This is a genomic window from bacterium, from assembly GCA_035295165.1.
Taxonomy (GTDB): domain Bacteria; phylum Sysuimicrobiota; class Sysuimicrobiia; order Sysuimicrobiales; family Segetimicrobiaceae; genus JAJPIA01.
Genome location: DATGJN010000058.1, coordinates 18,051 through 41,885 on the forward strand (window position 1 = coordinate 18,051; position 23,835 = coordinate 41,885).

Here is a 23,835-nt window from a genome sequence, read left to right on the forward strand (position 1 = left end):
ATCCAGCTTCGACTGACGCGTACACAGCCACGAGAAGGACAGAGTAAAAGGAGGCGACGGTCGATGACCTTGAACCGAAGAACGCTGCTCCGCGCGATGGCGGTATCCGGGGCGTCGCTGGCACTGGGGACCCGTTTTGGTGAAGGCCTCGCAAATGCCGCGGCGCCCGCGGCCGGAACCGGGTTCAGCGCGATCCCGGCGAGCGCGCTGTCCAGGTACGGTGGGATCGACGTGCGCGCGATGATCATCAAGTTCTTTTACACTGACGGCCTGGTGCCGCAGCTTCCTATGTTTCAGAAAACCACCGGGATCAATGTAGCGATCAACCAGTTCGGCGTGTCGGAGGAATTCACTAAGGCCGACTTCGAGCTGGCGAGCGGAACCGGCTCGTATGAAGTGGTGTCCCTCTACATGGGCAGCTTCCAGCGCGCCGTTCGTGCGGGGTGGATCGTTCCCCTCGATCTGTACATCGATAACCCAGATCTGACGAACAAGCCAGCCCTCGATGTGCCGGACTTTTTTGCCGGCGGTCTGAACGCGTTTCGGTACCAGGGGAAGCAGTACGGGCTGCCGACAATCATCGGGCTCCAAGCGATGTACGTGCGCTCGGATCTCCTGGCCAAAGCCGGCATCAAGACGCCACCGCGCACGTTCGCTGAGCTCCTGGCGGCGGCGAAGGAACTCCACAACGGGAACGCGGTGGCCGGGATCGCCATGCGGGCGGTTCGTGGGCGCGGGCAAAACGTGTGGTCCAATCTGCAGTTTTTGTACGGGTACGGCGCGCCGCTCGTGAAGAATTTCCCAACGGACATGCATCCGAACGTTGACTCGGCCCAAGCCATCGACGCCGTGACGTACCTCACCAACATCCTCGGCAACTACAGTCTGCCCGACGTTGGGAGCGTTCAGATGGAAGACGCCGTCACCAACTTCAATGAGGGCCGGGTGGCTATTCTGATTGAAGGTGTGCCGCAGATCGGGCGGATTGTCGATCCGAAGCAGTCCAAGGTGGTCGACGTGATCGACGTCGCTGTGGTGCCGGGCGGACCCGCGGGTACCTTCCCGCCAGTTGACGCCCACGCATGGGTGATTCCCGCGTCCTCCAAGCACAAGGAGGCCGCGTGGCTCTTTGCCAACTGGGCGACGAGCCGCGACGTGCAGCTGCAGGCGGGGCTCCAGGGGCCAGACTCCGTGCCAACCCGCAAGTACGTCACGCAGGTCCCGGCTTTCCGGCAAAAGTGGAGTTACGCGAAGGGCGACTGGCTCCGCACATACGAGAAGACCCTGACGCTGCGTAGCAGCTACTACGGCTCGCCGACGTACTTCCTGCCAATCCCCGAATGGCCTGAATTCGAAGATCGGTTGTCCGTGGCGCTCTCCGAGGCTCTCACCAAGGCTAAATCGCCCGCCCAAGCCATGCGGGACGCACAAGCAGATCTGACGGACCTGATGAAGAAAGGTGGTTACTTCAAGTAAGGGACGTCGGGCGCCACGCGCCCGACGTCGGCCGACGGTTCAAGCGAGCCAGCGTCACGTCGACACGGGTGCCGCCACCCCATTCGGTAGGCGGTACTCGTTGTCATGTATGCTCTGGCTAGTTGCCAAAGTGGGCGCCTTGCGCTTCGAGCGCGGCAGAGCACGACGGCTTCGCGCATCGCATGCAGCGCCGGCCTCAGTGGGATGGCAACCGTCGCGATAGTTGTTGGTCACTGACGGGTGGGGGAGCCGCGCTCGATGGTCAGAGGAGCGACGTCGGCGGGTCCCGGAGGCCCGAGCGAGTCGACGCCGCGTAGCGTTTTACCATGCGGGAGGAGCAGTTGCCAACGCGTCGGCTCGGCAGCGAGGGCAGCCTCGCAGCTGGTTCTGGGATGAGCCTCTGCTTTTCCCGGCCCTCTGGCGAGCCGAATCGCCGGAACCCTTAATTTCATTGGACTGGTGGAGACGACGGGATTCGAACCCGTGGCCCCCTGCTTGCAAAGCAGGTGCCTTAACCCCCTCCTGCAGCCCTTGCAAGTCAAGCGTTCTAGAAGGGTGAGCATCTGCTTTGACGCGCCATGTGACCACGATCCACCACCTCCTTGCTTTGGGGTTATCGGTATTGGCCAGGCACATAGAACTCTTCCGGCGCATCTGGGGCCTTCAGCGTCACCTCACACCGTCTGCCTCAGCATGCTCTTAGGCGGGCGCCCCGGGTTCTGCTTTTTGGCCCACCTCGCCTCCTACTCGACGAGCGCCTACACATCGCGAGGACCCCCATCGACGGTGTGCAGTGAACTCCAGCGCTGGGCGACGGATACTCGGTCGCTTGGCCGGAGATCAGGGTGATCGTCCACTGGCCAACCTGGCAACATGCCCCTCGCCCAAGACGACCTGATTTTCGAAGAGCACAGTGCGTACCTTCACGGGGCGGCTGGATATCGGGACGACCCAAAGAGGTTGCTCGTCCGCGGCCACCGCCCCCGCTCCAACGAAGACCATTCCCGCGATCAGCATCACGACGCGCAGCGCGGTCATGATTGCGGGTTCCTCCTGGCGTGGCGCCATCTCGCGAGCACGACCTTGCGGGCAGCCCAGTCGAGTCCCAGCTACGCCGTTTTCGCGGGCGGACCAGGTTGGGGGGTAGGGGATGGTTGAGGTGCGCCGGGCAACGGGATGGGGATCTGAAGGGTCACAGACTGTGTGTGTCTCCCCCAGGCCGTGCCCCGGGCGTCCTCGAAGACTTTGTAGAAGGGGGTCTTTTCTAGGAAGAACTCATACTGGTTGCGCAAACTTCGGACCAGGTCGAAGAGCCCAGGAACGTCTTCCGTGAATGTCACCGGCAGGCCAAGTCCACGGGCCTTTTCCCGGCTGATACTGCGTCCGTGGCTCTTCTGGTGGTCGTAGTCCCCGAAGACTCGACCACGGTCTTGACCTGCTCGTCGTCCTCTCCGCACTTGAGTGCGTATGCGCTTAGCCCAGCGCCCCGCAAGCTCGCGGGACAGTTCCTCCGCGCTCTTGCAGAGCTCTAGCGTGTGGAGGTCATACTTGCTCAACAGGGGCATATACGCGGTCAGGGCGCGCGGTCCCTCAGCCGTCAGCCGTTTCTCAACTGTCTCGAACGCGCGGCGCAGGAGGTCCGGCAGGACCGCGGCCGGGATGAGATAGCCGGACAGGCCCAAGGGCATCACCCGGTAGTCATGGGCCTCCAACATCCGCGCGACGATTTCTTGAGCAATCTCCGGACTCGGCGCCCGTCGGCGTAGGCTGACCTGGGACATGGCAAATCACCTCCGTCGCTCAGTCTATCGGCGATGCGCGGAGGCCCCAAGACATCGGTGTCACAGCCAAGCCTGGCGCAGGACCGACGTGCCTCGCATGGAGGGCCAGTGCGGCGGAGGGACGAGCCGTCGTCCCCCACCACCAGGGTGGAACCGGGGGGCGTGAGGGCTCCTCCCGCGATGCCGCGCGACGGGCGCAGGGTGGACGTTCGCCGACGATCCTGCTGCTTCGGCCCCGGTGCTGGCGGAATCGGTCGCGCTGCGGCGGTTGCCCACGGCGTTCTTGCCACACGGTTGGACAGTCCGGCGGGATCTCACGGGCGGTCTGTTCCTGGCCGGGCATCGCGCCGTCACGCGGGTAGTCGAATGCGGTGTCGGGCAACGGGGGGGCACAATTTGGGCACAAATCCTGATCGGGCCGTGAGGAAACACTAGGAAAATCAGGGGATTGCTTGGCGGAGGGGGTGGGATTCGAACCCACGGACCCCGGTTAAAGGGTCACGGTTTAGCAAACCGTTGCCTTGGACCGCTCGGCCACCCCTCCGGCCGCCTGGCTTTCCTATCCTACCCGTCCGGGGTAGTCTTGACAAGGGTGTACGGGACCGATTGCAACTGCACCGCGCTATTAGCACTTTCTAGCGTGCCCCCCGACCGGATACAGCACAGACAACATCTGCTACACGGCGTCTCCCTGCATTTGATGTGGTGGCGAGGTGCTGTTCGTGGAGAGAGGATAGAGACCTTCCTGCAGCGCTTGCTGCGACCCCACGCGGCCCCAGTGTTCCAGCCATACCGACGAATCCGCGGGACAAATGAAATGAGCAGGCCTCCGATGCTCAAAGAATTCGCGATGCTCGGAAGCCTGCTGGACATGGCTGTCGGGATCATTCTCGGCGTGGCCTTTGGCAGCATCATATCCTCGCTCGTGAACGATATCATCACGCCGCCGATCGGTCTCCTTCTCGGCGGGATCGACTTCGCCAACCTGTTCATCACACTCAGGGGAGGACCGTTCATCTCCGTGACTGCAGCCAAAGCGGCCGGAGCGCCGACGATCAGCTACGGGATCTTCATCAAGACAGTCATCAACTTCATCATCATCGCGTTTGTCGTTTTCCTCGTAGTCAGGCAGGTCAACCGGATGCAGAGAAAGCCTGGGGCACCCCCCGACGACGAAGCCGTACCCGTACTGCTTGTCAACCATCCTGCTCAAGGCGGTGCGCTGCCCGAATTGTACGTCTGATTCGGGAGCGGCATAACCACGGATTTATTCGAACAGGCGTCACTGCCTGATAGCCTGCTGGCGGGGTCCAAGTACTGTTCACTCCCGCAGGAGAATTCTCTCCGTGCGCCTGAGCACGACCCTCCTGTGGCTTCGTCACGTCTATCTGACTCATCCAGTCCTGATACTCGTCGCGCCGGCGGCACAGACAATCCCGTGATTCCCGTTCGAATTTGCCGTGCCGATTGATGCCGCGAGTGGTCCCGCAACACGGAGTGACGGAAAGTGGAGTTCAGATTTGATTTAGCGGACAACCGGTAAATCCGTTGTCCTGATCTCATGAGAGATGTGCCTGAGGACGTTCTTGGCTTCGTCCTCAGTGTTGAAGGACCGGATGAGCAACTTCTCCCCGGACGCAAACACGAGTACTAGCGACGTTCCCTCGGCGCCGATTTGCCGGACCTGGTCTAGATTGATCAGCATCCGTTCGTTGCCAGCGTTGAGCCACATCCAACCACCCCCGAGGATGTTAGTCCCAGAAGGGTTCGGAGTATCGCCACTCTCTCCCGCTTGAGCGCGCCGCCTTCGGGCGGTGCGGAAAACCCCCGGGGGAGTCAGTTCGGAACCGGTTCGTCATGTCGGGGGTCATGACGGGCACGTTCCGGTTGTTCGGCGCCGCGGCCCTGCCGAACGCCTTAAGGATGTCTGGTCCACCATCCTGGTCGGGTACTAAACGTACTAAGGGCCGGTCACGGGGGGTGACGCCATGCCTCTGGGGTCGTTCGTTCGGAGACTACTGGCGCAAGGTCGCGATGAGGAGGCCATCCGGACACTCGAGGACGCCATGCGCGCGCCGAACGATGCGTGCCGGTTGGAAGCGGCGATCGTTATTCGTGATCTGACTGGTGGATCGGTGACGCCAGATCTACGGTCTCAGATCCTAGACGAGGCCGAACGAATCCGAGTGGAGTCACGTGAGCGTCACTGAGAACGGCTTGTATGGGACGCTTTATCAGAGCCGTCCCGGCGTGGGGTGACCGTCACGGACGAGCCAGACTCCGCCCGGACCTCGAACGGTTATGGCGGCGGGCACCGGTGAATTTGCCGAGGAGACGCAGGTCCGGAGAGCATCAAGGCGTTCGTTCGGCAGGACTGTCTCACCGACAGCATGAACGCTTGATCGTGAACAGGAATGGCTTCCGAAAGGTTAGCTCAGAGCAGGCCCGCCAGCAGACCATCACCGCGCTTCTACACCTACGCGATGGGTGTATTCGCATGGCGAAGGACTCGCTCTCCGCCGGAGAATGGCGCGCCGCGCTCACGTGTCTGGATAAGGCGGCCATATACAACGATCAACGCACGGCGCTGGCACGAGGGGGTGACGCGTCTCGTGGGTACTGTCTTATCCACACGATCCTAGCCACATTGTCCAGAAATCGCACGAACCAAGTTTCCGGATTGTGGCGCAACATTGGTGTGTGCTAGAAGTAGTGATGGAGGCGCAACCCTCCGGCGAGAAACCCGGCTTCAACGCTCGGGCACCCAGTCAGGCGTACTTCGGGAGGTCTCCGGAGAACGACTGACCGGGCGGCGCAGGCGACAAGACGGTGAGAAGCCGGGTTGGGGTGAGCGCCTCCCGACTTTCCTGGGCCGGGTGAGAGCGTGGCGATCGCGCCGAAGACGCTGAAGTCGTGCGAGCTGTCCGACGCCTATCTCGCAGCGTTACGTGATGCGACGGTGTTGCTCACACGCTACTTCTTCGATGCGGTGAATGACTTGAGTAAGGGCGTGTCCCTCGAGGATACCTGGATGGCCGAATAGCTCCCGTCACGGTATCGGATATCGTACGATGAGGCATGGCCATGGCATCTATCTGAACCCACGAGGCCGGGCTACCGCGATCGGTGCGAGCGGACCCGACCGCATCTACGGCGATAGGCGTTCGATGCGCCAGCGGTCCCCGTCCAGCGTGTAGCGGAGGCGGTCGTGGAGCCGGTTGGGCCGACTCTGCCAGAACTCGAAGCCCCCGGGAACCAAGCGGTACCCGCCCCAGTACGGCGGGCGCGGGATCTCGTGGTCGCGGTGCTCCTCGGTCAGCGCTCGGACGCGTTCCTCCAGAATCTGACGCCCGGCGATCGGTTCGCTCTGCCGCGACGCCCACGCCCCGATCTGGCTGTCGCGGTGGCGTCCACGAAAGTACGCATCCGATTCCTCGGGAGACGTTCTGACCACGACGCCCTCGGCTCGGACCTGACGTCCGCTTCGCGCCCAGTAGAACAGCGCGGCGGCGGCGGGGTTCTCCGCAAGTTCCCGCGCCTTGCGGCTCTCGTAGTTGGTATAGAAAACGAGGCCGCGCTCGTCGGCCCCGTTGAGGAGGACGGTCCGCACCGACGGTCTGCCGTCCCGCGTGGCGGTGGCGACGATCATCGCGGCGGGGAGCCGCAGTCCCTCGCGCACCTCGGCGTCCAGCCACACGCGAAACTGGATGAATGGATCCGGACTGATGTCACCCTCGCTCAGGCTGCCCACAAACGCCTCCTAGAACCTCGATGACCTCGACGTGCGCTCTCGAACCAACTTGTAGCGTACGAGACGCCGCACCCGAGTGCAAGGTCGAGTGGTACCCGCGGGGTCGGGCCGCGGGTGCGGGAACGCTCGGGTCCTGCGTCTGAACGCTGCGCCAGAGCGCGGCGGCGTGGTTGCGAGCCCGGCGGTCCCTCTCTAGAATGAGGACGGGCCGGCGGTCGTATCGAGACGAGTCCGGACCGGGCGGGGAGCCGGGATGTTGAGAGCGCTGGCGCTACTGGTCGCGTGCGGGATGCTGGCGTGCTTGCCGTCGAGGTTCGCGGGGGCGGGGCCGGCCCCGGGCACGCTGGTGCTGGTTGTCTCGGACAATCCTGACAATCTCAATCCCTATCTCCACAGCCTGCTCGCCAGCCAACAGATCTACCGGTTTGTCTTCGACAGCCTGTACCGGGTCAACGGCCAGGGCGTATGGGAGCCGGCGCTCGCGACCCACGAACAGATCAGCGCGGATGGCCTGGTCTGGACGTACACGCTGCGCCCCGGCGTTCGCTGGTCTGACGGGCGGCCGTTCACCTCTGCCGACGTCAAGTACGTTTGGCAGCTCACGGTCAACAAGGACGTGCATGTCAGCTACGCGACCGGATTCGACAGGATCGCGGCCGTGGATACTCCGACGCCCGCCGCCGTCGTCTTTCACCTCAAGACACCCTATGCGCCGTTTCGGGAACAGGTCGTGGGAGCGCCGATCGTGCCGCAGCACGTGTTCGGCGGGCTCTCAGCGGATCAGATCAATCACGCATCCTTCAATCAGAAGCCGGTGGGTACGGGCCCGTTCATGGTGTCCGAGTTCATCAACGACGATCACGTGACGCTTGCGGCCAACCCGTACTACTGGGGGACTCAGCCCAAGTTGCGGCGGATTGTCATCCGGATCGTGCCCGACCAGAACACCCAGGTGAACCTGCTGCGGGCCGGCGATCTCAGCGTCCTCGAAGGCGTCCCGCCCGCGCGTCTCGACGAGGTGCGCCGGTTCCCCGGTGTGACGCTTCAACGGTACCTCTCGTCGGTGTACGCGCTCGTCCAGCTCGATGAGTACCAGTTTCTCCAAGACGTGAGGGTCCGCCAGGCACTCGACTTCGGGACCCCCAAGGCGTCGATCATCAAAAACATCATGCGCGGGCAGGCGGACCCTGCGGTGAGCGACATGGTGCCGAACGGGCCGTGGGCGAACCGGCGTCTCTCGCCACGATCCTACGACCCGGCCCGCGCGCGCGCTCTCCTGCGCGACGCGGGATTCGTGCCCGGCGCGGACGGCTACGTCGTGAAGAACGGCGTACGGTTGGACATCCCGCTGTGGACGGTGTCGTCGCGGCTTTACTTCGTGCAGGCGATGCAATTGATCGCACAGGCGTGGCGCGCCCTCGGCGTCTTCACCGAAACCCACGCCGTCAGTTCCGCCGCGCTGTTCGGCCAGAACGGGCCGCAGTGGAACGGGAAGGACGCGGCGCTGATTTTCTCGTGGGGGCAGGGCGTCTTCCCCGAGAATCGCATCAACTGGGCGTCGGCCTACATCCCCGCGGACGCCAACAGCCCCGGGGAGAACGCGGAACGGTATCGCAGCCCCGAGATGGACGGATTGCTTGATCAGGCCGATCGGGCCGTGAATCCGGCGCGGCGACGGGCGATCTACGCGCAGATCCAGACGCTCGAGTACCGGGACGTGCCGGTCGTCTTCTTATTCTGGTACGTTAACAACGACGCGGTCGCGGCGAACGTGTTCGGGTACACGGCCACGACGTTCGGCACCACGCTTCCGGAGATGTGGAGCACGCGATGATCGCCGCACCACGACACGGCGGGCGCGCGCGCGGCCGCTCCGAGGCGGGGTACCTCCCGCCGGCGGTCGCGCGGCGGTAGCGCAGCCTATGGCGACGTACGCGGCACGCCGCGTCGCGCAGGCGGTGGTGCTGCTCCTGCTCGTGTCCTGCGTCAGCTACGCGATCATGAACGTCGCGCCGGGCGGCCCGCTTGCGATATACCTCCACAACCCTCAAGTCACACCGGACCGGATCGTCGTCCTGCGGCACCAACTCGGCCTCGACCGTCCGTGGTACGAACGCTACCTCGCGTGGGTGGGGGCGCTGCTGCGGGGGCAGTGGGGCGACTCGTACTACACGGGACGGCCCGTGCTCACGATGATCGGCGAGCGCCTGCCGGCGACGCTGGCGCTGATGCTGAGTGCGTTCGCTCTGTCGATTGCGCTGGCCTTTCCGCTGGGTGTCTTCGCCGCCACGCACAAGTATTCGTGGGGCGATACCCTGCTGTCGTTCGGATCGTTTTTCGCGTGGGCGATGCCGACATTCTGGTTCGGGCTGATGCTGCAGCTTGTGTTTGCGGTGCGCTGGCGGCTCCTGCCCGTCGCTGGGATGCATGAGATCGGGGACACGTCGTCGCTCGACTTGCTGCGCCATCTCGTGATGCCCGCGATCGTGCTGGGCCTCGGCTCGATCGCCAGTTGGAGCCGGTATCTGCGCAGCAGCGTCCTGGAGGTGCTCTCGCAGGACTACGTACGCACGGCCCGCGCGAAGGGGCTGCCGCGCTGGCGGGTCCTGGACCGGCACGTCCTGCGCAACTCCCTGATCCCAATGGTGACGCTGATGGGCCTGGACCTGCACGCGCTGTTCAGCGGGGCCGTCATCACGGAGTCGATCTTCGGGTGGCCGGGAATGGGGCGGCTGTTTCTCGAAGCGCTCAACAACCGCGATTACCCGGTGCAGATGGCAGGGTTGCTGATCAGCGCGGCGCTCCTCGTCGCCGGCAACCTGCTGGCCGACCTGTCGTACGCCGTGCTCGACCCGCGGATCCGGTATGTGTAGCACCGTCGTGACGCCGCGGACGCTCGCGTGGACGCGCTTCCGCCGCCACCGGGCCGCCGTCGCCGGTGCGGCGGCGCTCGTCCTGATCGCCGGTGGGGCGGTGTTCGCCCCCCTGTTGACACCGTACAGCCCCACGCTGCTCGATCCCGATCACGCGTTTGCCTCGCCGAGCGTGCATCACCCGCTCGGCACGGACGATCTCGGCCGCGACGAACTGGCGCGGGTGCTGTACGGCGGGCGCGTCAGTCTGTTGGTGGGGTTGGCAGCGATGCTGCTCGGCGGTGCTATCGGCGTCGTCCTGGGATCGCTCGCCGGCTATCTCCGCGGATGGGTCGATACCGCCGTCATGCGCCTCGTCGACCTGGTCCTTAGCTTCCCGGCGATCTTCTTGCTGTTGATCCTGCTCAACTGGACCGGCGGCCGGGCACCCGTCCTCATGATGGTGGGGTACCTGGGGTTGTTCGGCTGGACCGGACTCGCGCGCATCGTGCGCGCGGAGTATCTGTCACTGCGCGAGCGGGAGTTCGTCGATGCCGCGCGCGCGGGCGGCGCTGGCGTGCGACGGATCGTGTTTCGCCACATCCTGCCGAACGCCATGGCCCCGATCCTGGTGCAGGCCGCGTTCGCCGTCGCCGGCGCGATGCTGGCCGAAGCGGCGCTCGACTTCCTCGGGTTCGGTCTGCCGCCAGAGATCCCGACGTGGGGCAATCTGATGACTCAGGCGGAAACCTACCTGACCTCGAACCCCGTCCTGGTCATCGCCCCCGGGGCGGTCGTGACGGCGACGGTTGTTGCCGTCTTCTTCATCGGGGATGCGCTGCGGGACGCGCTGGACGTCCGAGCGCATTGAGCCGAGACGCTCGACCCGCGCCCGGGATCACGTGACAAATGCGAGCTTCTTGGGGATAATAGAGGTTGGTAGCCGCGTAAGGCACAGCGGTATGCCGAATCCTCGGCGTTGCCGGGGAGCGGGGGACCCAGGTTCTTGGGGCGTAGCCTGTGTGTGCACAGGCGGGGCAGTCTCTCGGCCCGAGCCCGTCAGCTAACCCCGTAGGCAACGAGAGAAGGCCGACCGGGCCGTGGACCACCCGGAGACCTTCTCCGGGTGGTTCTGTTTTGTGCATGCGCGGCCACGCCCCCGGTCCTGGGCAACTCTCGGGTGTGGAGGTGTACATGATGGCGATCGAACAAACGCGCCTGCAGCGGCTGGATGACATTCTGAACGGCCGCGAACTGGTGATCGTCAGCAACCGCGAGCCGTACACGCATCGGACCGGGCCGGGCGGACCCATCGTGGAGCGGCCGGTCGGTGGCCTCGTGGCTGCGTTGGATCCGGTCATGCAGGTGACGTCGGGGACGTGGATCGCGTGGGGAGACGGGGACGCCGATTTTGACGTCACCGACGCGCACGCCCGCATTCGAGTTCCGGACGATCATCCCCGGTACACGCTCAAACGGATCGCGCTCTCGAGGCAGGAAGTCGACGGCTACTACTATGGCTATGCGAACCAGGTGCTGTGGCCGTTGTGCCACACGGTGCTCGATCAGATCCGCATCCGCGCCCGGTACTGGGACACATACCAGGCGGTCAACCAGCGCTTTGCGAAGGCCGTCGCCGCCGAGGCGCCCGGCGGCGCGATCGTGTGGCTGCACGATTATCATCTGGCGACGTGCCCGCGCGTGCTCCGGCGGCTTCGTCCGGACCTCTTCCTCATGCAGTTCTGGCACGTCCCGTGGCCGGCCTGGGACGTGTTTCGCGTCTGCCCGGATCGCGTGGAGCTGCTCGACGGCCTGCTGGCAAACGATCTGTTGACGTTCCAGCACGAACGTCACGCGGAGCACTTCCTGGAGTGCGCGCAGCGGGACCTCGGCGCCCGCATCATCGGACGGACTGTGGAGTACGCTGGGCGGCGCACGCGCGTTGAAGCGTTCCCGATCAGCGTGGACGTTCCCGCATTGGACGAGGTGGCCCGTTCGTCCCAGACCGACCGGTGGGTGGACGGCTTGAGCCGGCTCCTCGGCCTCGATGGACGGCGGGCGATCCTGAGCGTCGACCGGCTCGACTACACGAAAGGAGTGCTCAAGCGGCTGCGGGCGATCGATCAACTGTTGACGCGGCACCCCGAGTACCGGTCGCGCGTCGTGTTCATTCAAAAGATGGCCGCCAGCCGGGGACAGATCAAAGTGTACCGCGACCTGCGGGTCAAAGTCGAAGAGCGGATCGAGCGTCTCAACGCCGCGTACGGGACGGGCGACTGGCTTCCGGTCATTGCCCTGCCCGATCCACTCCCTCCGGCGGGCATGGCAGCGCTGTACCGGTTGGCGGATGTCTGTGTCGTCAGCGCGGTTCAGGACGGGATGAACCTTGTGGCCAAAGAGTTCGTCGCCTGTCAGGTGAGCGAGCCGGGGGCCCTGCTGCTCAGCGAGTTCACCGGTGCACACGACGAACTGATGGGCGCCGTGTCGATCAATCCGTACGATGCCGGAGGCTGCGCCGCGGCGATCGCCCGCGCGCTTGAGATGCCCGCGGAGGAACGGCGGCAGCGCATGGACCACCTCCGCGGTCACCTCATCGCGCACGACGTGTACCACTGGATGGGCAAACATCTGGAGGCGGCGGCTCGTCTGATCGACGCGGGCAGGTTGGTTCGGCCGAAGGCCGAGACCGTGACCGCGGTCGGGCGCGCGGCCGCATCCAACGGCCGCCCGCTCGCGCTGTTCCTGGACTTCGACGGCACGCTCGTGCCGTTTGACGAGGATCCTACACGCGTGCGTCTGCTCGAGAGCACGCGGGCGACGCTCACGCGGCTTGCGGCGCGTCCTCACGCGCTTGTGTCCATCGTCAGCGGGCGCTCGGTCGAGGATTTGCGCGACCGCATCGGCCTCGACAACATCGTGTACGCGGGGAACTACGGCCTCGAGATCTCGGGACGTGGGCGCTCATGGGTGCAGCCGGAGGCCGAGCGGGCCCGCGCGGCGCTCGAGGCGTGCGGCCGACGGTTGGAGCGTCGGCTGCGCGTGATTCCTGGCGCGTGGCTCCAGGACAAAGGGTTGACGCTCACCGTGCACTACCGCCACACGCCGAACGCGTTCATCGAACGAGTCCGCGATGCGGTGTTCGAGGAAAGCGGACAGGCACCCGCAGGACACATCGCTGTGCACCTCGGCACGTACGCGTTTGAGCTCCGACCGGACGTGTCGTGGAACAAAGGGTCCGCGGTGCGCAGGATATTGACCGAGACGTTTGGCGACGTGTGGTCAACTCAGGTCCATCCCATCTTCATTGGAGATGACCTGGCTGACGAGGATGTGTTTGTTGCCCTCGCGGAGCCCGCCGTCACCGTCAAAGTGGGGCACCAGCCTCCGCAGACGGCGGCGCGGTATCGCGTGGCCGGGGTCGACGACGTCCATCGGTTGCTCTCGGTGCTGGAGATGGCGCCTGGTGTGGGAAACGGAAACGGAAACGGGCGGCGGAACGGGATCGCAGATCTGCGCGAGGACGTCAGCCGCGGCGCGCGCCCCTTCGACGCTCGATTTGCTAAGGCCTCAAACTAAGAACTTCACCGACTGTGGGCCGGCGGCCTGAGGGCCGGTTCTGGGGGCATTAGGTCCGCTGTGTCGGCAGGGGCGACGGCCGGCTCCGTCGGCGGACGCCGCAGGTCCGGGGTGTCGGGGATTCGTCGAATCCGATCATCCTGGGCCTGCGGCCCAGGGTTGCGCTCGCGCGTTACTGCGCCTGTTGGAAGATCGTCTTGTACTGCCCCGGGTTAAACACGAAAATCGCTGAGACGCGGCTCCCGAGCGCTCCCGATTTATCCACGAGAAACGCCACGCCGATGTGATCATACACCAGCGTATCGTCGTCCTCATGGCTGTCCACGCTGTCCTCGTGCCCGTACGCGGTGCGCACGGAATCCATGTCTGTTCCCGCGGCGACCCCCTTGTCCGTGCGATATCCGTCGTCCAGGGACACAACGAGCGCCACGACCTTGCTCGAGTCCTTGTCTGCGATCGCGCCGAGTCGCTTCAGTGGCCAGAAATATGCGGTCAGATTACTTCCGGGAATGTCGTCCTCCGAGTGAATCGGCCCGAGGGACGTGACCATGTCGGTGACGTTCTGCCCGAGTCGGAAACCTCCGACCGCCTGACCGGGGGAGATCGGCCCCGGGATCGGGGCACCCTGGGCGGACGCGCCCGCGCCTGCGGTCGCGACCATCAGCAACGCCAGCGTGATCCCGAACAACCGCCGCATGTCCCCCCGCCTCCTCCTCATCACGTACCCTCCGCGTCCGTTTCATGCCGCGGGCCGCAGGACCTACGTCTTCTCTCAGGGCAACGGGGCCCCGTGCGACCGTATTCCCCGACCCGATCAGCCGCGCCTCTCCGCTTGAGATGCCTGGAGAAACCGTGTACTATTTGCTAGTATTGAACGTGCCGTGGTTGACTGTACGCGCCCGTAGCTCAGCGGATAGAGCGCCGGACTACGAATCCGTAGGTCGGGGGTTCAAATCCCTCCGGGCGCGCCACCCTTTAATAGCAATAGTTTGCGCACGAAGGGGGGTGCGAGTCAAGACAGAAAGTCCGTAGGTCAGGTAAAATATCCGTCCGAGGCGCTAGAATCAGGCTGTCAGAACGGACGCACAGACGCCCGTCACAGTCTGGTCACATTCCCCGATTTTCTCGACCCTTCCGGGAAGCGTCACCGGGGACGCCGAGGCCGAGACGCGACCCGCCCTGCCGAAGTCCACGAAAGCGTTAGCCGAAGCGTTCCTGCTCCAAAAGCGGATTAACGGGTGTACAGAAGGCACGCTCGAAACCTATAACCGCTGGCTGCCGAAACTCGCCGCCACGTGTTCGACAGTTGACGACCTCGACCCGCTCGCGCTGACGACGTTCTCTTCTGATACGATTCTGGAATCCCAGAGAGGCCGTTTTTCCACGCGTAGACGAGGAGTTAGGGGCGACGCGCTGTCTACCTACGGGTTTCGGTCTTGCGCGCGTCTGCGGGCACGTTTTCGGTAACGAATGGACGGGAGGCTACAGCGCGTGGTCCATGTTCTCTAGGATCGCGTCCGCAACTCCGCGCCGACATACGTGCGAAGCCGCCCCGGTTTGTTCCCGCCGATCTTGCCACGCGGCGTCCGGGGGCCTCTTGTGGGAGGTACCCGGAAACCCAAAATGGAAAGTTCGAATGAGGCTGGCTCAAAGGTCCACGGAGCCTCGCGGTCGCGATTCACAATCCAACTCGTCGTCTTTCGATCAGAGAGGGGTGAACTATGGCCGGGATGCTTGAGGGAAAAGTCGCGCTGATTACCGGTGGCGGCCGCGGCATCGGACGGGCGACCGCGGTACTATTTGCTCGCGAAGGCGCTCGGGTCGCAGTCGCCGATATCTCCGCTGACGGCGTCAAGGAGACAACAGGGCTGATCACCAAATCTGGAGGCGAAGCGACGGGGGTCGTCGCTGACGTGAGCAAGCCTGCAGACGTCTCGGCCATGATGACGGCTACCCTCAATGCCTTCGGACGGCTCGATTGCGCGTTTAACAATGCCGGGATCAACGGGACTCTGGCGGGTGTCCGCGGCAAACTCACGGCCGAATGGCCCGAAGACGCCTTCGACAAACTCATTCAGGTAAACCTTAAGGGCACCTGGCTGTGCATGAAGGCGGAACTTGAACAAATGGTCCAGCAAGGCTCTGGATCGATAGTTAACGCCGCTTCCCTCGCCGGGTTGACGGGCTTCCCGACTACGGCGGCGTACGCCGCGAGCAAGCACGGAGTCGTAGGCCTGACCAAGACCGCAGCGATTGAGTACGCCCCGAAGGTCCGCGTGAACTGCGTCTGCCCAGGATGGATCAATACGGAGATGGTCGCGGAAACGATCGCGCGGCGCGGTGCCGAACTCTTGGTCAGAGTTCCCTTTCGCGAGTTTGGTAAACCGGAGGATGTCGCTGAGATGGTGTGCTGGCTGTCGTCCGACCGTGCGCGCTTCGTCGTCGGAGGAGTCTTCACAATCGATGGCGGCTACATGGCGAACTAAATCAAGTGAAGGAGCAAGGGCGCGGGGCGTTCATTCTCCGACTCATGGTAGGTCGCTTCGAGGTTGAGCACGTCTGGTGCTGGCACCGATCTGCTCCTTTCAGTACCGAGCACTAGCGTTCAGCGCGCAGGGCACGCAAACACCCGCCCGCTGCGTCCGATCCGCACGGGGCGTGCGGTCTCGGGTCTTTCCCGGCGGCGGTGCCGAGCGAACCTATGGGACGTCTCAGGCCGGATTGAGCGCCACCGCCGAGAAATCGTTGACTATGGACTTGGGACTTCATGTTCTACGGTGACGTCGCCGAGTGACTTCACGATCCACGACGTGAAGCGCTGGAGTCGGGCGTGCTCGTCCGCCTCTTTGATTGCCGGAAACACGCCGAGCATCCCCCCGTCCGCAAGCAAGAGGAACACGGATGGCGGATAAGCGCTCAACAGTCGCATGCGGACGGCGTTGTAGAGTTTCCGCTCGCCCTCGAAGGTGGTCGCGATATCTGCTGCGCTCATGCCGGTTTCACGCCTCCGGTTGTGCCGGGTGTGCCGCCGGGACCTGATTGGCTGCGCGTGCCCGAGTTCCCGTCGTTGTCAGGGGGCGTCCGACGAGTGTCGGCTCGTGACATGCCGTGTTCGCCGCTCGCGTGTTCATCCCAGTTGGTCGGAAAGGCATCTACGGGCAACTTACTCTTGCCGCGTCGCGTCGCTATGATTAGCGCCGCTCGTGGGTGCCCGCAGGCCCGCCGATCCAGTCCATGTTGATATCGTCAGCGGCGGATCGGTCTGCGCGGTTGCCTTGGTGTGCCGTTGTATCGCGCCTACCCTCGCCCTTGCCGGGGGCGCGCATGCTCGGACGATGGGCCTTGCCGACGTTCATGCGACGGCCTGGCTCCTGATTGGCCGCGAGGGTCCCGAGGCAGTCTCGGACGCCCGACGATGTGTGGGTTCACCCCGCTCGGATCGATCCCGCTGCTTCGGAGGTCTATTTGGGAGCCCGTGCACGGCGCGTGCCCGATGGACAGCACGGATCTCGGCGATGCTGGTGGAGCCGCGGTGAGTCGCCATCGAGGCGTCACGGAAGGCGAAACGCCCACGCGGACTGCTTGAGTCGCTCCTCCAGGAGCGCGATGTGAGCACCGTGCTCGTCGAGTTGCCCCAACAGCCAGCGCATGTCGCGTTCCGCCTCCGGATGGTGCGAGAGGTACGCCCAGCGGTCGAGCTTCTCCTTGATGTCGCGGAGGCGTTCAGCGTCGGTCACGACGGGAGGTTCCAGGTGTTCGGTGATCACGTCCTGCCGAACACCGGAAGAATCGTGCCATTTCCCCGGCTCTCGTTCGGCGTGCTTCATCGCAACGGCGTTGACAGGGCCGAACGAGGGTTCCTATAGTGACCATTAGGTTTGCCGACGCGCCCCGCCCGAACCCTCGAGGCGGACACCGAAGCGCGGGAGGGGCTGATCGTCGCGGCGCTCAACGCGGTCCACACGGCGCTTAAGCGCGGCCGGGACGTTCCTCCGACGCCGGTGGTCAAGGCCGCGTTGGCGTAGCGTCGACCGTGTACTTGCCGTTTCCCAGTGCCGTCCGCGCCGAGCTTGAGCTGCTTGGCACTCGCGTGGGCGTCCCCCGCACACACATCGTGCCCCTCGGCGCGAATCGTTTTCTTGCCAACGCCGCAACGACGCGTCCAGGAGAGGTGTGCATGGCGATCCGCGTCGCGTCCGGCGGGTTCCTTGCGATCACCAAGGAGTACTACCCGCCGAACCTGTACCGGTTACCCACGGGCGGGATCCGTCGAGGGGAGCCCGTGCTTGAGGCGCTGCACCGCGAGGTGCGTGAGGAAACCGGGCTGAACAGCCCCGTTGTTACGCTCGTTGCGATCATCGGGTACCACGATGGCAGGGTCTTGTCCGAATTCTTCACCTGGGTCTTTCTGCTGGAGGCAAGAGATGAACCGCGGGCCGAGGACCCCGACGAACGCATCGCCGGGTTCCGTATCGTCGCCCTGGACGAGCTCCCGGAGATCGCGGCCCGGCTGGAAGGCCTGCCCGACGACTACTCCGCGGAGTTCGAGCGCTCGTGGGCCGAGTGGGGGCGCTTCCGCGGGGCGGCTCACCGTGTGGTGCGGGAAGTCCTCACGGACCTCGGGCGCTGAGATGGACAACGCGGTGCGGATGTAGGCCGAATGCTATACTGTATGCATCACGGTACAAGGGAGCGTGATGGGTGAAGCGACCAAACTACAACGCTGCGAAACGAGCACGAGAATTGAAGCAGAAAGCCAAGCGCGACGCGAAGCTCGCACGCAAGCAATCTCGTTCCGACACAACGTCGCCCGCCACGGAACCGACGTCACCAGCTTCCGATCCCGCCGAGCAAGACCGCGCGACCTCGGGCACAGGAATATGACCCTGCGGGGACGGGAACTGGCCCCGGAGGCGCGCGCCCAGATCACCAAGATTCGCGCGGCCGCCCGAAAGGGCTTGGGCGCCACGGAGATCGCGGAGCTCTGCCAGTTTCCGATCGCGGTCGTCAACCGGGTCCTCGCGCCGGCGAACCACGGGCGGCTGTCGAACCCCGCGGAGATTCTCACCCTGCGCACCGTACCGAACGGGCACGCGGCGGCGGACGTGCAGCTCTATTGGGTGGGATTCCTGACGGCCGCCGGGCGTATCTCCGGCCAGGGTCCGTCCATGGCGGTCGTCGTGACGTTGGGCGACCGGGCCGAGAAGCATATGACGAAGTTCATGGAGGATATCACGGGCCCGCGGGTGCGTCAGGAGTACTGTCAAAGCAGCCTGCTCGGATGGCAGGTGTATGTCCGGGAGCCCAGCCTGTGCCACGCGCTGATGCCGTGGGGGATTCCGTCCGATTTTCACGGCGAAGACCCGGCGTTGCTCGACGACATCCCGAACGACCTGATCGCGCCCTTTCTCGCCGGATACCTCGATGGAAATTGGCCGGCATCCACGTTTCCTCGCAGCGGGCGTCTGACGCTGCACGGGACTCCGGATGTGTTGTCGGCCGTCAATCGCGTGCTTCGGCGGTGTTGGGGGATCTCCGAAGGGAAAATCACGCTCCAGCCGCCGCGGGCGACTCTCCGTTACCCGACGCAGCGGGTCGATCAGCAGATTTGGGATCGCGTTCGCCAACACGCGTCGCGGAAACGGCAACTCGCGTAGCTTCCACTGGCACCCGAACGTGCCGGCGGCCTTGTTGACGACGGCCGGCGTCGCCGCGAGCGGGGCACAACTGCGGATTGTGCGTCGTGTCCCATTGGTCGTCCAAGTGCCAGTGGGACCGGACTGAAACGCACGGTATCCTGTCGCCCATCGCGGCCACGGTAACTCTCCGAAGGACATCGGGTCGGAGGTTCGTCGACACGCACGCGCGGACCGCGCACGTGTCGGCGAGTGCGCCAAGATCGTCCCGCGATCAACGCGCATGCCGGGCGTCGCCGTTCCGACGGCGATGGCCTCCGCCACCGCCTCCGATCTCTTCGATCCTCGCCAGCGATTGTCGCCGACGCCTCTGTGCTCCTCATCGCGCTCGGGGTCCGTATGCTTCCCCGGGTGGGGCATGGTCAGATCCCGTCTGTCGGACCGGACACGGTGGTTCGCGTGTGCGTGCCGTGCGGCGAACGACCGAGGGCAGGTGCAGGGATACCCGACGTGATGCGCAATTAGTGAACCCTGGCGTTGCGAAGGAGGGAAGAGATGGGATGTCGCGCAACACGGCGGGGGTGGGTCGTCCTTGTCGTCGCGGTGTGCTGCGGCTTCGCGTTCATACCCGCGTACGCGACGGACGGGAGCCTCGTGGTGGCCGCCCTCCGTACACTGGATCAGAACTACGTCAAGACGGTGGACGACGTTGGGCTCCTGAATACCGCGATCGGGGCGTTGCGGACGGCGACCGACCTCGACACCGCTGCGCTGTCCGACATTCCACAAGGGACGCCGGAAGGGTCCGCGTCGCGCATGTTCCTCGCCGTGTTCGACCGCGCGGTTCAGGCGGGGAAGGGGGGATCGGCCGAGGATCTGGCCCAGACCGCCACTCGCGCGATGCTGGCGTCGTTGCACGATTCCCACGTGAACTACTACACGGCCGCTGCCTTTGCGGAATTCCAGCGAAATCTCGCGGGTCAGGCGAGCTACGCGGGCATCGGGGTCTTCGTTAAGAGCATCAAGGACACCGACGGCACCACCGTGGCGTTTGTCGCCGCCGCCTTTCCGGGCGCGCCGGCGGCACGGGCCGGGCTCCAGCGATTCGACCGGATCCTGCGGGTGGACGGGAAGGATGTCAGCGGCATGACGGCGGGTGAACTCGTCCCGCTGCTTCGCGGGTCTGCGAGCTCCGCGGTCAGCGTGACGGTGCAGCGGCGCGATCGGACGCTCACGGTTTCCGTCGTGCGACAGGCGATTCAAATCCCTCCGGTCGACGCGTACTTCATCCGGCCCGGTGTGGCCTACGTGCGGTTGCTCGCATTTCCCAGGGGCGCCGGGCACGACATTCGGAGCGCCCTCCGCTCCCTCGCGTCGCGGGGGGCCATCTCATCGGTGATTCTCGACCTGCGGAACAACGGGGGAGGATTGATCAAGGAGGGGAGCATCGTCGCCGGCGCGTTTCTGCCGCCGGGGACGCTCCTGGCGCACACGGTGGAGCGTGCACGACCGCCCACCGAGATTACGTCGACGGGTACGCCCATCGTCGATCGCGGCCGGCTGGTCGTGTTGATCGACGACGGCACGGCTTCGACGGCGGAGTTGCTCACGGCCGGGCTGCGTGATGCACATCGTGCGACGCTCGTCGGCGACAAGACCGCAGGCGCGCTCGGCGTGGCCATGCGGTATGCGTTGCCCGACGGCGGCATCGAGGTGACCGTGTCCCAGGTGACCGGTCCGCAGCACGAACAGATCGAGGGGGTCGGCATCACCCCGGGGGTCCAAGTGGCCCTCACGGTCGCCGAGGTCGCTCGGGGTGAGGACGGTCAGCTGGAGGCGGCGCTGAAGAGCCTGGGGGTGGCCGAGATCTTCTCGGCGGCGTCCGCGGCCTAGGCCACAGACGCCGCCCACGGGAGCCGCGCACGGTCTGTGCGGGTGCGCCGGGGCCACGACGGCCGCGCGTTCACGAGATCTTCGCGATGTCTTCATCAGCCATTCACGCGATCTCGATAACTCCGCGCAATGATACCGCTAGAGGCGGATGGAGTCTATCGTCCGGAAGGGAGGTGAGCACAGCGCCGAGCATCACGGCGCCAGGGCGGTCAGAAACGGGATGCCTCGTACCGGCCGGCCGAGTCATCGGCCGGCTCACCGTGGGAGGGGCGATTATGCGCACGTTCATCGGTACGCGACTGGCACCGATAGCGCTCGCCGCAGCGGCCTGTGTCTCGCTTGGCGGCATGCCTGTGCAGGCGGCGGTTCCGAGTACGGGGGTGACGGCGCAGTACTACCGGCCCCCATCGTCCACGTACGGCGACCGTAACTGGGGCTGGTATCACCAGCAGTGGATGGCGCAGTGCGCCACGCGGGCGGACCGCTACGACCGTTGGGGACGAGACCGGCGGAGCGACAACTGGTGCGCGAACAATCAGCGGTTCCGACGAGGCAATCCAGACGGGCAGTGGCGCTACGATCATCCGTGGGACTCGGGGCGGGGCCCCGATCACCCTTGGGATCACGGGAACCACTGAGTCGATCGGGCGGACGGTTCACGCGTGAGGCCCTCGGTGGCGCGGGGGCCCACTTCCGAGGCGGGCGCTGTGACGGACGCGCCGCTCAACACCCGCCTTTGGCGGGTTCGAAGATGCAGTACGTGGCGTTGGCCCCCGGGGCCCAGACGACGGTTCGTACGGTCTGCCGCTGGTGGTCGGCCGGATCGCTGACCACCGTTGCGCCGACGTGATGCGTGCCGGAGGGCGCGGTTCCGTAGATCGAGTGGCCTGGCTCTGCGGAGCCCTGCGCGGACTGGTCGATGAAGAACGTCACCGTGGCGTCCGGGAGTTGGTTCCACATCCGGACGCACACATAGGTCGGATGAGGCTGGCTGCAGGGCGGAGGAAACCCGGAGTCAGACTGTGGCCACGCGATCGTCGCCGGCCCGGCGATCAGCGACAGGAGAAGCAAGCTTGCGGCGATCCTCCTCATGACCGCTCCTCTCTGGGCGCCGCGGTGCGCGTTCGCGCAGGACGGTCCGTTCGCAAGGACCCCATCCTACCGCCGTTCGACTGTGCCGAGGCGTGGCAAGGCAGCGGCGCCCGCGTCGTGCAGCGAGATGCCCGTCTCGGATCGAAACCGCACGCCCTCGGCTCGGTACCGAGCGTGCAGCCGCTTTACAAACTCGTGCTTCACGGCGTCCTGGCTGCCGATGTCTTGCGCCCTCAGCACCACGGTGAAATCGATGCTGGCATCCCCGAACGTGTGATACCGGAGGACCGGCTCAAAGCCGCGCACGCTGCCCTGTGCGTCCCGCAGCACCTCGCGCGCGACGTCGAGTGTGATCCGCTCCACGGCGGCGAGGTCGCTCTCATAGCTGACGCCCATCCGCACGGGCACGGCGATCTCGCGATCCGGCTCGTAGTAGTTCGTGACGGTCGCGGACGCCAACTTGGCGTTGGGCACGATGATCATGTTGTTTGGGCCCTCTCTGATCTTGGTGCTCCGCCACGTGATGTCGATGATCGTCCCCTCTTCGCCGGTATTGAGCTTCACGTAGTCGCCCGGTCGGATCTGGCGGGCGGTGATGATATACAACCCGGAGAACAGGTTGGCGAGGGTCTCCTGCAGGGCAAGCGCGACCGCTAACCCGCCGACGCCGAGCGCGGTCAGGATCGGCGTGACCGCGATGCCGAGCGACTGCAGACCGATGAGCGCCCCCACCAGAAACACGAGCAACTGAGTGAAGTTCGTGATAATCGTGGGCGACAGCATGTCCGGGCCGCGCCCGTGGCGGTACAGATGACGGCTGTACAGGCCGACGGCCCCCGCGGCGATGCGCGCCACGACGAGCGTCACCGATGCGATCGCGACGATGACGAGGAGTTTCTGAGACAGTCGGGACCACTCGGGTGCGATGCGCGCGCTCAGCACGGCGCCGTACAAGCCTACCGCCGCGCCCCAGACGAACACGACGCCCCGGAGCGCGGCGACGACGAGATGCTCTACGCCCCCTTCGCGGCGGGCGACGTACCTGGCTATCCGTGGGAGGATCGCTCTTTCGACGATCAATCCCGCCACGACGCCGCCGAGCACGAAGGCGGCTGGTGGAATCCAGACATTCGCGTCGATGATGTCGCTCCCGGGTGGGGCGTCTCGCCGTCCGTCTTAGTGACGACGCATCTTGGCTCTCTCCACGATCCTACGTGATCTTACCCACGATGTCGATGCGGCAAAGCAGCTGGAGATCCGCTGTCCGGCCGCGACCTCGCGCGAGCCCGCGGCACAAACCGGCCGGGACGGCCGTATATATAGTAGGATAACGTCGGGATAGGAGGATCGCGGTGCGGCACGTCGGGTTCGAAGCGCGTCGTCTCGCCCGCCATCCGGGGAGCCTCATGGGTAGCGTGTGGCACGTCCTGCGTTGCAGGCAATCGTGGCGGGCGCTCGTCACGGCCGTCGTGATGGCGGTCGGCGTGCTCGGTGGGATCACGGGTGCGCCCCCGGGGCTCGCCGAACGGGGTCATGGGGCGATCGTCGATGCTGAAGCTGCGGCTGTCTCTCTCTCGCGCGCGGAGGTCCTCGGAGTATGGCACTGGTGGTGTTGCGGAGGACGGCATGGCTCTCTCACGCTCACCGTGACACCGGGTGGGGACGTTACCGGGTACATGGATCAGCTCGGGCTGGCCGGAACCACGCGGATTCAGGGTGTGCGTGTGCATGAGAATACCCTTGTGCTCAGCCGGGCGGTTGGCGCCGATTGCGTGCAG

At 65.2% G+C, this 23,835-nt stretch carries 21 protein-coding genes, 2 tRNA genes, 1 pseudogene and 1 riboswitch; of the genes and pseudogenes, 15 read left to right on the top strand and 9 right to left on the bottom strand.

The annotated features are described in order from the left end of the window. Positions 1 to 63: 63 nt before the first annotated feature. Positions 64 to 1,476: a sugar ABC transporter substrate-binding protein gene (locus VKZ50_08725; protein ID HLJ59802.1), complete on the top strand. Its 1,413-nt coding sequence runs from the start codon at positions 64 to 66 to the stop codon at positions 1,474 to 1,476. Positions 1,477 to 2,316: 840 nt separating this feature from the next. Here VKZ50_08725 and VKZ50_08730 read toward each other — a convergent pair. Further along, positions 2,317 to 2,514: a hypothetical protein gene (locus VKZ50_08730; protein ID HLJ59803.1), complete on the bottom strand. Its 198-nt coding sequence runs from the start codon at positions 2,512 to 2,514 to the stop codon at positions 2,317 to 2,319. A 1,196-nt stretch (positions 2,515 to 3,710) separates the two neighbouring features. Continuing rightward, a tRNA-Ser gene (locus VKZ50_08735) sits at positions 3,711 to 3,801 on the bottom strand. A gap of 288 nt (positions 3,802 to 4,089) precedes the next feature. Here VKZ50_08735 and mscL point away from each other — a divergent pair. Next, positions 4,090 to 4,516 (top strand): annotated as a pseudogene (gene mscL, locus VKZ50_08740) (large conductance mechanosensitive channel protein MscL). Positions 4,517 to 4,782: 266 nt separating this feature from the next. Here mscL and VKZ50_08745 read toward each other — a convergent pair. Next, positions 4,783 to 4,989: a hypothetical protein gene (locus VKZ50_08745; protein HLJ59804.1), complete on the bottom strand. Its 207-nt coding sequence runs from the start codon at positions 4,987 to 4,989 to the stop codon at positions 4,783 to 4,785. Between the two features lie 1,152 nt (positions 4,990 to 6,141). Here VKZ50_08745 and VKZ50_08750 point away from each other — a divergent pair. Then, positions 6,142 to 6,300: a hypothetical protein gene (locus VKZ50_08750; protein ID HLJ59805.1), complete on the top strand. Its 159-nt coding sequence runs from the start codon at positions 6,142 to 6,144 to the stop codon at positions 6,298 to 6,300. Between the two features lie 105 nt (positions 6,301 to 6,405). On the opposite strand, the gene pdxH is transcribed toward VKZ50_08750, so the two are convergent. Beyond that, positions 6,406 to 7,008, bottom strand: a complete 603-nt coding sequence (gene pdxH, locus VKZ50_08755; GenBank protein HLJ59806.1) for a pyridoxamine 5'-phosphate oxidase — start codon at positions 7,006 to 7,008, stop codon at positions 6,406 to 6,408. A 253-nt stretch (positions 7,009 to 7,261) separates the two neighbouring features. On the opposite strand from pdxH, the gene VKZ50_08760 reads away from it, so the two are divergent. The 4 genes from VKZ50_08760 to VKZ50_08775 all read left to right on the top strand — a co-directional run bounded on the left by VKZ50_08760 (position 7,262) and on the right by VKZ50_08775 (position 13,436). Further along, entirely contained in the window at positions 7,262 to 8,842 is a 1,581-nt protein-coding gene (locus VKZ50_08760) for a peptide ABC transporter substrate-binding protein (GenBank protein ID HLJ59807.1), read from the top strand. Positions 8,843 to 8,930: 88 nt separating this feature from the next. Beyond that, a complete protein-coding gene (locus VKZ50_08765; protein ID HLJ59808.1) occupies positions 8,931 to 9,881 on the top strand; it encodes an ABC transporter permease in 951 nt (316 codons plus the stop codon). Further along, positions 9,874 to 10,731: an ABC transporter permease gene (locus VKZ50_08770; GenBank protein ID HLJ59809.1), complete on the top strand. Its 858-nt coding sequence runs from the start codon at positions 9,874 to 9,876 to the stop codon at positions 10,729 to 10,731. Before VKZ50_08765 ends, VKZ50_08770 begins: the two co-directional genes overlap by 8 nt. Before the next feature lie 82 nt (positions 10,732 to 10,813). Continuing rightward, a riboswitch (cyclic di-AMP (ydaO/yuaA leader) is annotated at positions 10,814 to 10,953 on the top strand. Between the two features lie 104 nt (positions 10,954 to 11,057). Further along, positions 11,058 to 13,436, top strand: a complete 2,379-nt coding sequence (locus VKZ50_08775) for a bifunctional alpha,alpha-trehalose-phosphate synthase (UDP-forming)/trehalose-phosphatase (protein ID HLJ59810.1) — start codon at positions 11,058 to 11,060, stop codon at positions 13,434 to 13,436. Between the two features lie 172 nt (positions 13,437 to 13,608). On the opposite strand, the gene VKZ50_08780 is transcribed toward VKZ50_08775, so the two are convergent. After that, on the bottom strand, positions 13,609 to 14,133 hold the full coding sequence (locus VKZ50_08780) for a hypothetical protein (GenBank protein ID HLJ59811.1): 525 nt from the start codon (positions 14,131 to 14,133) through the stop codon (positions 13,609 to 13,611). Between the two features lie 198 nt (positions 14,134 to 14,331). On the opposite strand from VKZ50_08780, the gene VKZ50_08785 reads away from it, so the two are divergent. Beyond that, positions 14,332 to 14,407, top strand: a tRNA-Arg gene (locus tag VKZ50_08785). Between the two features lie 750 nt (positions 14,408 to 15,157). Beyond that, entirely contained in the window at positions 15,158 to 15,922 is a 765-nt protein-coding gene (locus VKZ50_08790; GenBank protein HLJ59812.1) for a glucose 1-dehydrogenase, read from the top strand. Positions 15,923 to 16,185: 263 nt separating this feature from the next. On the opposite strand, the gene VKZ50_08795 is transcribed toward VKZ50_08790, so the two are convergent. Together VKZ50_08795 and VKZ50_08800 are read right to left on the bottom strand one after the other, a co-directional pair. Continuing rightward, positions 16,186 to 16,428, bottom strand: a complete 243-nt coding sequence (locus VKZ50_08795) for a hypothetical protein (protein ID HLJ59813.1) — start codon at positions 16,426 to 16,428, stop codon at positions 16,186 to 16,188. Positions 16,429 to 16,987: 559 nt separating this feature from the next. Further along, positions 16,988 to 17,203 (bottom strand): hypothetical protein, encoded by a 216-nt coding sequence (locus VKZ50_08800; protein ID HLJ59814.1) that lies wholly within the window; start codon positions 17,201 to 17,203, stop codon positions 16,988 to 16,990. Between the two features lie 111 nt (positions 17,204 to 17,314). Between VKZ50_08800 and VKZ50_08805 the strand changes: the two genes are divergently transcribed. The 5 genes from VKZ50_08805 to VKZ50_08825 all read left to right on the top strand — a co-directional run bounded on the left by VKZ50_08805 (position 17,315) and on the right by VKZ50_08825 (position 21,603). Continuing rightward, positions 17,315 to 17,461 (top strand): hypothetical protein, encoded by a 147-nt coding sequence (locus VKZ50_08805; GenBank protein HLJ59815.1) that lies wholly within the window; start codon positions 17,315 to 17,317, stop codon positions 17,459 to 17,461. Positions 17,462 to 17,613: 152 nt separating this feature from the next. Further along, the gene (locus VKZ50_08810; protein HLJ59816.1) at positions 17,614 to 18,066 is read left to right on the top strand and encodes an NUDIX hydrolase; all 453 of its coding nucleotides are present in this window, start codon (positions 17,614 to 17,616) and stop codon (positions 18,064 to 18,066) included. 250 nt (positions 18,067 to 18,316) lie between these two features. Then, on the top strand, positions 18,317 to 19,093 hold the full coding sequence (locus tag VKZ50_08815; protein ID HLJ59817.1) for a hypothetical protein: 777 nt from the start codon (positions 18,317 to 18,319) through the stop codon (positions 19,091 to 19,093). A gap of 534 nt (positions 19,094 to 19,627) precedes the next feature. Beyond that, positions 19,628 to 20,965, top strand: coding sequence for a S41 family peptidase (locus tag VKZ50_08820; GenBank protein HLJ59818.1), 1,338 nt, complete (start codon positions 19,628 to 19,630; stop codon positions 20,963 to 20,965). A 275-nt stretch (positions 20,966 to 21,240) separates the two neighbouring features. Then, a complete protein-coding gene (locus tag VKZ50_08825) occupies positions 21,241 to 21,603 on the top strand; it encodes a hypothetical protein (protein ID HLJ59819.1) in 363 nt (120 codons plus the stop codon). Between the two features lie 85 nt (positions 21,604 to 21,688). On the opposite strand, the gene VKZ50_08830 is transcribed toward VKZ50_08825, so the two are convergent. Together VKZ50_08830 and VKZ50_08835 are read right to left on the bottom strand one after the other, a co-directional pair. Further along, positions 21,689 to 22,057 carry a hypothetical protein gene (locus VKZ50_08830; protein HLJ59820.1) on the bottom strand — a complete coding sequence of 123 codons (369 nt, stop codon included), beginning with the start codon at positions 22,055 to 22,057 and terminating at the stop codon, positions 21,689 to 21,691. Positions 22,058 to 22,123: 66 nt separating this feature from the next. Further along, positions 22,124 to 23,146 (bottom strand): mechanosensitive ion channel family protein, encoded by a 1,023-nt coding sequence (locus tag VKZ50_08835; protein HLJ59821.1) that lies wholly within the window; start codon positions 23,144 to 23,146, stop codon positions 22,124 to 22,126. A gap of 263 nt (positions 23,147 to 23,409) precedes the next feature. Here VKZ50_08835 and VKZ50_08840 point away from each other — a divergent pair. Further along, a partial coding sequence (locus VKZ50_08840) for a hypothetical protein (protein ID HLJ59822.1) occupies positions 23,410 to 23,835 on the top strand: 426 nt, incomplete at its 3' end.